The sequence below is a fragment of the Pseudomonas sp. B2021 genome (assembly GCF_018135665.1).
GTDB classification, from domain to species: domain Bacteria; phylum Pseudomonadota; class Gammaproteobacteria; order Pseudomonadales; family Pseudomonadaceae; genus Aquipseudomonas; species Aquipseudomonas lactis.
The window spans coordinates 1-226 of sequence record NZ_SMOF01000052.1 but is presented as its reverse complement, the minus strand read 5'-3'; the positions used below and the strand labels follow the sequence as shown (position 1 = coordinate 226).

Below are 226 nucleotides of genomic sequence, written 5' to 3'. Positions count from 1 at the left end.
CCGTTTGGAATAGTACCTTTTTACAAGTCAATGCGCATACCGTGCTGCCTTATGATGGGCGTTTGGAGTATTTGCCAAGCTACTTGACCCAGCTTGAGATGGAAAGTAATGGCAAATCGGTGACGCAGCATGGCGCGCGCCTTGATTATGATACGTGTCCAATTTTGTGGGGCGAGATTGGCTCCAATGCGCAGCATGCTTTTTATCAGCTTCTGCATCAAGGAAC

General features: G+C 48.2%; 1 pseudogene. It reads left to right on the top strand.

The annotated features are described in order from the left end of the window. A pseudogene (locus E1K68_RS27620) lies at nt 1-226 on the top strand (glucose-6-phosphate isomerase); the annotation flags it as partial.